General features: G+C 46.1%; 1 protein-coding gene. It reads left to right on the top strand.

What is annotated here, in order from left to right:
* Positions 1-58 precede the first annotated feature (58 nt).
* Positions 59-514 (top strand): SDR family NAD(P)-dependent oxidoreductase (locus MD273_RS19370; RefSeq protein ID WP_239039306.1); only part of this gene is annotated, 456 nt, incomplete at its 3' end.

Here is a 514-nt window from a genome sequence, read left to right as displayed (position 1 = left end):
AAACTGTATAAGGCCTTGAATCTTGAGAATTTATATTGAGGAAGCAAGAGGAAGTGTCATGAGCAAAGTTGCAATGGTTACCGGTGGTGCACAAGGCATCGGTCGTGGAATTTCAGAGAAGCTGGCAGCAGATGGTTTCGATATTGCCGTAGCCGACCTGCCACAACAGGAAGAACAAGCTGCAGAGACCATCAAGTTGATTGAAGCTGCAGGTCAAAAGGCTGTATTCGTTGGATTAGATGTCACCGATAAGGCTAATTTCGACAGTGCAATTGATGAGGCAGCAGAGAAACTTGGCGGCTTCGATGTGCTAGTAAACAACGCCGGCATCGCACAAATTAAGCCACTTCTGGAAGTCACCGAAGAAGACCTAAAGCAGATCTACTCCGTGAACGTTTTTAGCGTATTTTTTGGTATTCAAGCAGCATCCCGAAAGTTCGATGAGCTTGGCGTAAAAGGCAAGATCATCAACGCTGCATCAATCGCTGCTATCCAAGGTTTCCCAATCTTGAGC

Source organism: Marinobacter sp. C7, assembly GCF_022343555.1.
Taxonomy (GTDB): domain Bacteria; phylum Pseudomonadota; class Gammaproteobacteria; order Pseudomonadales; family Oleiphilaceae; genus Marinobacter.
This window is presented reverse-complemented; position numbering and strand designations above follow the sequence as displayed.